Raw genomic sequence first — 8,130 nt, 5'->3', positions numbered from 1 at the left:
GACAAAACCCTATATGACGCCGGTTCCTTGCGACGACCGAGCCGAAGACACGCCAAATGCCCAGCCTGAACGAGATCCGCGCCACCTATCTGAACTTCTTCGCGGCCGACGGCCACGAGAAGGTGCACTCGGCGCCGCTGGTGCCGCAGAACGATCCGTCGCTGCTGTTCGTCAATGCGGGCATGGTGCCGTTCAAGGACTATTTCACCGGCGCGTCCAAGCCGCCCTATCCGCGCGCCACCAGCTCGCAGAAATGCGTCCGCGCCGGGGGCAAGCACAATGACCTGGACAATGTCGGCTACACCGCCCGCCACCTGACCTTCTTCGAGATGCTGGGGAACTTCTCCTTCGGCGACTATTTCAAGGAACACGCCATCGACCGGGCGTGGAAACTGGTGACGCAAGAGTTCGGCCTGGACGCCAAACGCCTGCTGGTCACCGTCTATATCGATGACGACGAGGTCGCCGCGATCTGGAAGAAGGTCACCGGCTTCGGCGACGACAAGATCATCCGCATCGCCGGCAGCGACAATTTCTGGGCCATGGGCGACAGCGGTCCCTGCGGTCCCTGCACCGAGATCTTCTGGGACCACGGCGACAAGATTCCCGGCGGCCCTCCCGGCTCGCCGGACGAGGACGGTGATCGCTACGTCGAGATCTGGAACAACGTCTTCATGCAGTTCGAGAAGGAGAACGACCAGATCGTTCGCAACCTTCCCAAGCCCAGCGTGGACACCGGCATGGGGCTGGAGCGGATGACCACCGTGCTCCAGGGCGTGCATTCGGTGTTCGAGACCGACCTGTTCAAGACCCTGATCGCCGCTTCGGAAGACGCCACCTCGACCAAGTCGGACGGCGAGCGCGTCGCCAGCCACCGGGTCATCGCCGACCACCTGCGCTCCTCCTCCTTCCTCATCGCCGACGGCGTCACCCCGTCGAACGAGGGCCGGGGCTATGTGCTGCGCCGGATCATGCGCCGCGCCATGCGCCACGCCCACCTGCTGGGCGCCGCTGATCCGCTGATGCACCGTCTGGTCCCGACCCTGGTGGCCCAGATGGGCGACGCCTATCCCGAACTGGCCCGCGCCCAGCCCTTCATCGAGGACACGCTGAAACAGGAAGAGGTCCGCTTCCGCACCACCCTGGGCCGGGGCATGGCTCTGTTCGACACGGCGGTTCAGGGCTTCAAGCCGGGCGACATGCTGGACGGCCAGACCGCCTTCACCCTGTCCGACACCTATGGCTTCCCGCTGGACCTGACCCAGGACGAGGCCCGCCGTCGCGGCTTCTCGGTCAATGTCGACGGTTTCGAATCCGCCATGGCCGAACAGCGCCAGCGTTCGCGCGAACACTGGAAGGGCTCGGGCCAGACCGCCAACACCAATGAATGGCTGGCGATCCGCGACCGTATGGGTCCGACCGTCTTCACCGGCTATGACGCCATCGAGGGTTCGGGCGAGGTCCTGGCCATGATGAACGGCGGCGCTCCGGTCGAGACGGCCGAGGCCGGCGACATCGTCGAGATCCTGTTCGACGCCACCCCCTTCTACGCCGAAAGCGGCGGCCAGAGCGGCGACCAGGGCACGCTGGAATGGCCCGGCGGGGAAGCCGAGGTTCTGGACGTCAAGAAACACGCCGGCGACCTGCATGTCCTGTCGGCCCAGATCACGGCCGGGACGTTTCAGATCGGCGCCCGCGTCGCCCAGCTGGTGGACGCCGACAAGCGCACCACCACCCGCGCCAACCACTCGGCCGCCCACCTGCTGCACACGGCCCTGAAGAATGTGCTCGGCCCGGCGGTCGCCCAGAAGGGTCAGCTGGTCGATTCCGAGCGCGCCCGTTTCGACTTCAGCCACGGCGCCCCCGTGACCGAGGACGAACTGGCGGCCATCGAGGCCGAGGTCAACGCCGTCATCCGCCAGAACGTCCCGGCGGAGACGAAACTGATGGCCCCGCAGGAGGCCATCGAGGCCGGCGCCATCGCCCTGTTCGGCGAGAAATACGGCGACGAGGTCCGGGTTCTGACGCTCGGCCGTTCGCTGGTCAGCGATAACGCTCCCTATTCAGTCGAACTGTGCGGCGGCACCCATGTGGCCCGCACCGGCGACATCGGCCTGTTCAAGATCGTTCAGGAGACCGGCGTCGCCGCCGGCGTCCGCCGCATCGAGGCCCTGACCGGCGAGGCGGCCCGCCTCTATCTGGAAGCCCAGGCCAAGGTGACGCGCGGCCTGGCCCGCGACTTCAAGATCCAGACCCAGGACGTCCCCGGCCGGGTCGAGGCCCTGCAGGGTTCGGTCAAGACGCTGGAGAAACAGGTCGCCGAGTTGAAGAAGCAACTGGCTCTGGGCGGCGGGTCCGGCGCGGCGTCTGCGCCCGAAGAGATCGGCGGGATCAAGCTGATGGCCCGCGTCCTGGACGGCGTGGACGGCAAGGGCCTGCGCGGCGTGGCCGAGGACTTCCGCAAACAGGTCGGGACCGGCGTCGTCGCCCTGATCGGCGTGACCGAGGGCAAGGCCGCCGTCACCGTCGCCGTGACCTCGGACTTGGTCGGTAAGGTCAACGCCGCCGACCTGGCCCGCGCCGCCGTCATTGCCATGGGCGGCCAGGGCGCCGGCGGCAAACCCGACTTCGCCCAGGGCGGCGCCCCGGATGGATCCAAGGCCGAAGACGGTCTGGCGGCGGTGCGGGCGGCCCTGGCGGGCTGACCTCGACTTTCGTCATCCTCCGACGAGCGTAGCGAGATCGGGGGACCCAGCGGCGCGCGATAGCGCGAACCTGTCGCGGATTGCGTGTCTCGATATCGTGCGGCGGAGACATCGCCTTCGGCGCCGCTGGGTCCCCCGGTCTGCGCCGCGAAGACGCGGCTTGCCGGAGGATGACGAAAGGAAAAAGGTGGCGGCGTCAGACAGTCTTCAAAGTTCAGCCTGCCTCAACCCATCGGATCCGGCGTCAGGTCCACCCCCGCCAGTTTCCAGTCGAACACCCCGTGGCGCTCCAGGATCAGCACCAGGGCGTCGTCGGGCCGATCATCGCGCGTCAGGGTGACGGCGAAACGGTCGAACCCGCGATAGGCCCAGGACTGGTGGATTTCGGCCTTGGGCGCGGCCGGGGTGTCCGTTGCGGGCACGGGCCGCTCCGGCCGGGGCTTTTCGCCCGACCGCACCATGGCGGCGACGGCCTGTGGGGTGACGAAATTATCGACGGCCCCGTCCACCAGCGACGGCGCCAGCAGCATGCCCAGGGCGGCCAGGCCCGTGTCGCCCCCGGACCGGTGGCGGATCTCCAGGGCGGCGCGGGCGTTCAGCTCGCTCTTCAGACTGGCGCGGAAGGCGGGAAAATCGACGCGGCGTTCCAGTCCTGCCGCATCCCCGGTGCGCGCCGCCCGGATCAGGCCCTGGGCGGCCACGAAGGGCGAGACGAAACAGGCGATCAGCAGGCCTGCGGCCACGGCGGCCAAAAGCCCGACGACGATCTTCTTCAGCATAGGAACTCCATCCTCAGTCAACGCGGACTCCGGCCGGCCGGTTGCCTCAGCGCGGGGCGGCGGCCGTCTTGCCGGGAACGGGAACGGGAGTGACGGGCGCGGCCACGGCCGGCGCCGCGCCGTCCGGCAGGCCGATCTGGACCAGGATCCACTCAAACGGCCCCCGGCGCTCGAAGGTGAAGATGGTGCGCGATCCGCCCTGGTCCGCCACCGCCATCCGCGCCCGGTTCACGCCCCAGAAGATCGGCTTGGGCCAGGGTTGGGGCGCATCGTCCGCAATGGCGGTCGCGGTCATGCTGGACCGTTGGCTGGCGTACCGGCCCTCGCCGCGCGTCAGGGCCGCCAGGGCGGCCGGGGTCAGATAGGCGTCCACGTCCGGCCCGTTCAGCACCGGGTTCCGCTCCATCTGGCGCCGCACGGCCCCGATGGGGTCTTCCAGGAAGGAGGGCGCGGGCGCCAGGGCCAGGGCCTTTCCGGTCAGCTGCGGCCGCAGCGACTGGCGCACGGCCGTGAAATCGATCAGGCGCGCCAGGCCCTGCACGTCTCCCGCCTCGGCCGCAGACCGGATGGCGAAGAAGCCAACGGCCGGCGCGGCGAAAAAGGCCACGGCCGCGGCCACGACCGCCAGGATCAGAAGATTGCCGAACAGTCGTTTCACGAAGCCTCCCCCACGCTGGAACCGATCATGCACGGCCTCCGCGACGACGCAATGAAAAGCCCCGCCGGATCGTTCCGGCGGGGCTTCATTCTTGTTTGTCCTACCGCGCTTCGCGCTGCTTGAGGACGTTGTCCTGTCGGCAACGGGTTGCTGCCGGATCTTGTGGCTCAGCCGACGTCGGGCAGGGCGGTCTTCATGTTCTCGGCGACCTTGTCGAGGAAGCCCTCGGTGGTCAGCCAGCCCTGTTGGTCGCCGACCAGCAGCGCCAGGTCCTTGGTCATGTCGCCCGCCTCGACCGTCTGCACCACAACCTTTTCCAGGGTGTCGGCGAAGACGTCCAGGGCCGCATTGCCGTCCAGCTTGGCGCGGTGCTTGAAGCCGCGGGTCCAGGCGAAGATCGATGCGATCGAGTTGGTCGAGGTGGCCTCGCCCTTCTGGTGCTGGCGATAGTGGCGGGTCACGGTGCCGTGGGCGGCTTCCGTCTCCAGCACCTTGCCGTCCGGCGTCATCAGCACCGAGGTCATCAGGCCCAGCGAGCCGAAGCCCTGGGCGACCACGTCCGACTGGACGTCGCCGTCATAGTTCTTGCACGCCCAGACGAAGCCGCCCGACCACTTGATCGCGGCCGCGACCATGTCGTCGATCAGACGGTGTTCGTAGGTCAGGCCCTTGGCCTTGAAGTCCTCGGCGAATTCGGCGTCGAACACTTCCTGGAACAGATCCTTGAAGCGGCCGTCATAGGCTTTCAGGATGGTGTTCTTGGTCGACAGATAGACCGGGTAGCCGCGTTGCAGGCCGTAGGACAGCGAGGCGCGGGCGAACTCACGGATCGACTCGTCTTGATTGTACATGGCCATGGCCACGCCGGCGCCGGGGGCCTTGTAGACCTCGTGCTCGATCACTTCGCCGTCGTCACCGACGAACTTGATCGTCAGGGTGCCGGGTCCGGGCATCAGGAAGTCGGTGGCCTTGTACTGGTCGCCGAAGGCGTGGCGGCCGACGACGATGGGCTGGGTCCAGCCGGGCACCAGGCGCGGCACGTTCGAGCAGATGATCGGCTCGCGGAAGACCACGCCGCCCAGGATGTTGCGGATGGTGCCGTTCGGCGACTTCCACATCTTCTTCAGGCCGAACTCCTTCACCCGCGCCTCGTCCGGGGTGATGGTGGCGCACTTCACGCCGACGCCGTGCTTCTGGATGGCGTGGGCGGCGTCGATCGTCACCTGGTCGTCGGTGGCGTCGCGGTGCTCCATGCTCAGGTCGTAATAGTCCAGATCGAGATCCAGGAACGGGAAGACCAGCTTGTCCTTGATCATCTGCCAGATGATGCGGGTCATTTCGTCGCCGTCGATGTCGACGATGGGGTTTTCGACCTTGATCTTGGCCATGCGTGAGGTCCGCCTCTGAACTTTGGGGAATGATATCGTGGCGGGGATATAGCGGGGCTGGGCGTCCGCGCAAACCCCGCCGTCCGTTAACCCTGCTCGGAAAAAACCTGACGGCGAGGTTGAACCCGCGTCACGGGTTTCGGCTTGTTAGACCCCAAGGGCCTGACCGGTCACAGCAGCGGACGACGGAATGACGGATGAAGAGCGCGAACTCGTCGAGCGGTGGATCATCACCTTCTGCGAGACGCCGCCGGTGATCGATGTGGAACTGATGCGAAGGCTGATCGCTGAACAGCAAGCGACGCCGCAAGGAGTTCCCCCATGCCAGCCAAGACCTTCAGGACCGGCGACCGCGTAAGGTGGGATCGCAGCCAGGGCGCATCCGTCGGCCAGGGGGGCAGGACGATCACCGCCGAAACCCACATCAAGGGGCACAAGGCGGCGGCGTCGTCCGATAATCCGGAGTATGTCGTCGAGAGCGCAAAGACCGACGCCCGCGCGGCGCACAAACCTTCGGAGCTGAACAAGGCATGAGGACCATCGATCTGTTGCGGGGCGTCGCCCTTTCGGCGCTGGCGGCGTCTGCGATCGCCGTCGCGGCCTGCGGCGACAAGGACGCCGCTCAGAAGGCGGGTTCGCCCCAGGCCCCGGCCTCTTCGACGCCGCCTGCCGCCGCCCCGGCGCCCGTGCTGCAGGCCCGCAGCGAGACCCGCCAGTTCAAGGACTGGCGCGCCACATGCGGCAATGACGGGACCTGCTGGGCCTTCGGCTTCGCGCCCGAATTCGCCGCAGGCTGGGTCCGCATCGCCCTCCAGCCCGGCCCTGACGCCAGGCCCGAGGTCAGCTTCGGCTATTGGCCCGACGGGGACGCGCCCGCCTCGCGCCAGATCGGCCTGGAGATCGACGGCCGCACCTTTGCGGCGACTCTCAACGACGATGGCGACAGCCAGGCCCCTGTCGGCCTGATCCGCACCGACGCCCGTCCTGTCATCGACGCCATGGCCCAGGGCAAGTCCATGGTCGTTCGCGGCGCCTCCACCCAGGCGGTGTCGCTGAACGGGGCGGCCGCCGCCCTGCTCTGGATCGATGAGAAACAGGGCCGCCTCAACACGCCCACCGCCCTGATCCGTCGTGGCGACCGTCCTGCCTCCACCGTCCCGGTCGCTCCGCCCCTGCCGACGGTCACGCCCGCGCCGGCTGTGGATCAGGCGGGCTTCGGCGACGTGAACCAGCGCGTGCCCGCCGCCCTTCGCGCCCGCACCGAGGTCGGCACCTGCCTGAAGGAATCGGCCATGCCGGCGGTCAGCGACATGGTGATGTCCGCCCGGCTGGACGCCCGCACCGAGCTGTGGGGCGTGCCCTGCGGTGCGGGGGCCTATAATGTCACCCACAACTGGTATCTGACGGGGCCGGATGGTCGCGACCCGCGTCCGGCGATCCTTGCCGGAACGGCGGGACCCGGCGCCGACCCGGTCATGCCCGACAACTCCACCGTCAACGGGGCGTATGATCCCAAGACCCGCACACTGTCGGCCTTCGCCAAGGGGCGCGGCATCGGCGACTGCGGCTCGGCTCAGACCTGGGCCTGGACTGGCGACCGCTTCGTCCTGACGCAGGAGAGCACGATGGGGGAATGCGCGGGCGTGCCGTCCGACTTGTGGCCCGTCGCCTGGCGCACGCGGTGAACGACCCGGAGGTCCTGATCATCGGCGCGGGTCCGGCCGGTCTGACGGCGGCGACCTATCTCGGGCGGTTTCGTCGGCGGACCATGGTGATGGACGCCGGCGCGCCGCGCGCCTGCTGGATCCCGCTCAGCCACAATATGCCGGGCTTTCCGGCCGGCATCACGGGCGCCGATATTCTGAAGCGGCTGCGCGAACAGGCCGAGGAATACGGCGCCGTCATCAGGCCGGGTCGGGTCGAGAGCCTGGTCCATGACGGCGAAGGCTTCATAGCCCAGGCCGAGGGGAGATCCATCCGCGCCCGCGCCATCCTGCTGGCCACGGGCGTCGTCGATCATCACCCCGACTTGCCGGGCGTGGAGCGCGCGGTGCAGAAGGCGCTGGTCCGCATCTGCCCCATCTGCGACGGCTATGAGGCGACCGGCAAGGCGGTCGCCGTCATCGGCGACAGCGACAAGGGCGCGCGCGAGGCCGCCTTCATGCGCACCTATTCAGACCGGGTGACCCTGATCCACATCGGCCCGGCCGACGCCCTGACCCGTCGCGACGAACTGGACCGGCTGGGCGTCGAACTGGTTCTGGCCCCGCTCGAGTCCATCGATATCGAACAGGACCGGGTGACCGCCCTGAGCTATGGCGGCCAGAGCCGGACCTTCGATCTCGTCTATTCGGCCCTGGGCACGTCGCCCAACGCCGAACTGGCGCAGGGCCTCAAGGCCCGGCTGGCCTCCGACGGCCGGCTGGAGGTCGATCTGCACCAGGCCACCAGCGTGCCGGGTCTCTACGCCGCCGGCGACGTGGTGCGCGGCCTCAACCAGATCGCCGTCGCCACGGACGAGGCCGCCGTCGCCGCCACCGACATCCACAACCGCCTGCGCCGGATCGACGGCGTGACGGTCGCCGACTAGGCCCCGACTA

Annotated in this window: 7 protein-coding genes; 4 read left to right on the top strand and 3 right to left on the bottom strand. The window is 68.2% G+C overall.

All coding sequences use genetic code 11. The features are described 5' to 3' along the window. Positions 1-56 precede the first annotated feature (56 nt). Complete coding sequence (alaS, locus tag ER13_RS02030) at positions 57-2,705, top strand: alanine--tRNA ligase (protein ID WP_035305898.1); 2,649 nt, start codon at positions 57-59, stop codon at positions 2,703-2,705. A 224-nt stretch (positions 2,706-2,929) separates the two neighbouring features. On the opposite strand, the gene ER13_RS02025 is transcribed toward alaS, so the two are convergent. From ER13_RS02025 to ER13_RS02015, 3 genes are all read right to left on the bottom strand, one after another. Beyond that, entirely contained in the window at positions 2,930-3,484 is a 555-nt protein-coding gene (locus ER13_RS02025) for a DUF2939 domain-containing protein (protein ID WP_035305895.1), read from the bottom strand. A 46-nt stretch (positions 3,485-3,530) separates the two neighbouring features. Continuing rightward, entirely contained in the window at positions 3,531-4,142 is a 612-nt protein-coding gene (locus ER13_RS02020; RefSeq protein ID WP_035305893.1) for a DUF2939 domain-containing protein, read from the bottom strand. A 167-nt stretch (positions 4,143-4,309) separates the two neighbouring features. Further along, on the bottom strand, positions 4,310-5,530 hold the full coding sequence (locus tag ER13_RS02015; protein ID WP_035305890.1) for an NADP-dependent isocitrate dehydrogenase: 1,221 nt from the start codon (positions 5,528-5,530) through the stop codon (positions 4,310-4,312). Positions 5,531-5,851: 321 nt separating this feature from the next. Between ER13_RS02015 and ER13_RS02010 the strand changes: the two genes are divergently transcribed. Genes ER13_RS02010 through ER13_RS02000 form a run of 3 tightly spaced genes read left to right on the top strand, consistent with a single transcriptional unit; the run spans position 5,852 to position 8,120 of the window. Then, positions 5,852-6,064 (top strand): DUF2945 domain-containing protein, encoded by a 213-nt coding sequence (locus ER13_RS02010; RefSeq protein WP_035305887.1) that lies wholly within the window; start codon positions 5,852-5,854, stop codon positions 6,062-6,064. Next, a complete protein-coding gene (locus ER13_RS02005; RefSeq protein ID WP_035305884.1) occupies positions 6,061-7,215 on the top strand; it encodes a DUF1176 domain-containing protein in 1,155 nt (384 codons plus the stop codon). Before ER13_RS02010 ends, ER13_RS02005 begins: the two co-directional genes overlap by 4 nt. After that, a complete protein-coding gene (locus tag ER13_RS02000) occupies positions 7,212-8,120 on the top strand; it encodes an NAD(P)/FAD-dependent oxidoreductase (RefSeq protein WP_231492450.1) in 909 nt (302 codons plus the stop codon). Before ER13_RS02005 ends, ER13_RS02000 begins: the two co-directional genes overlap by 4 nt. The last annotated feature ends 10 nt before the right edge of the window (positions 8,121-8,130 follow it).

Origin of the sequence: Brevundimonas sp. EAKA (genome assembly GCF_000698025.1) — a bacterium.
GTDB classification, from domain to species: Bacteria; Pseudomonadota; Alphaproteobacteria; order Caulobacterales; family Caulobacteraceae; genus Brevundimonas; species Brevundimonas mediterranea_A.
This window is presented reverse-complemented; position numbering and strand designations above follow the sequence as displayed.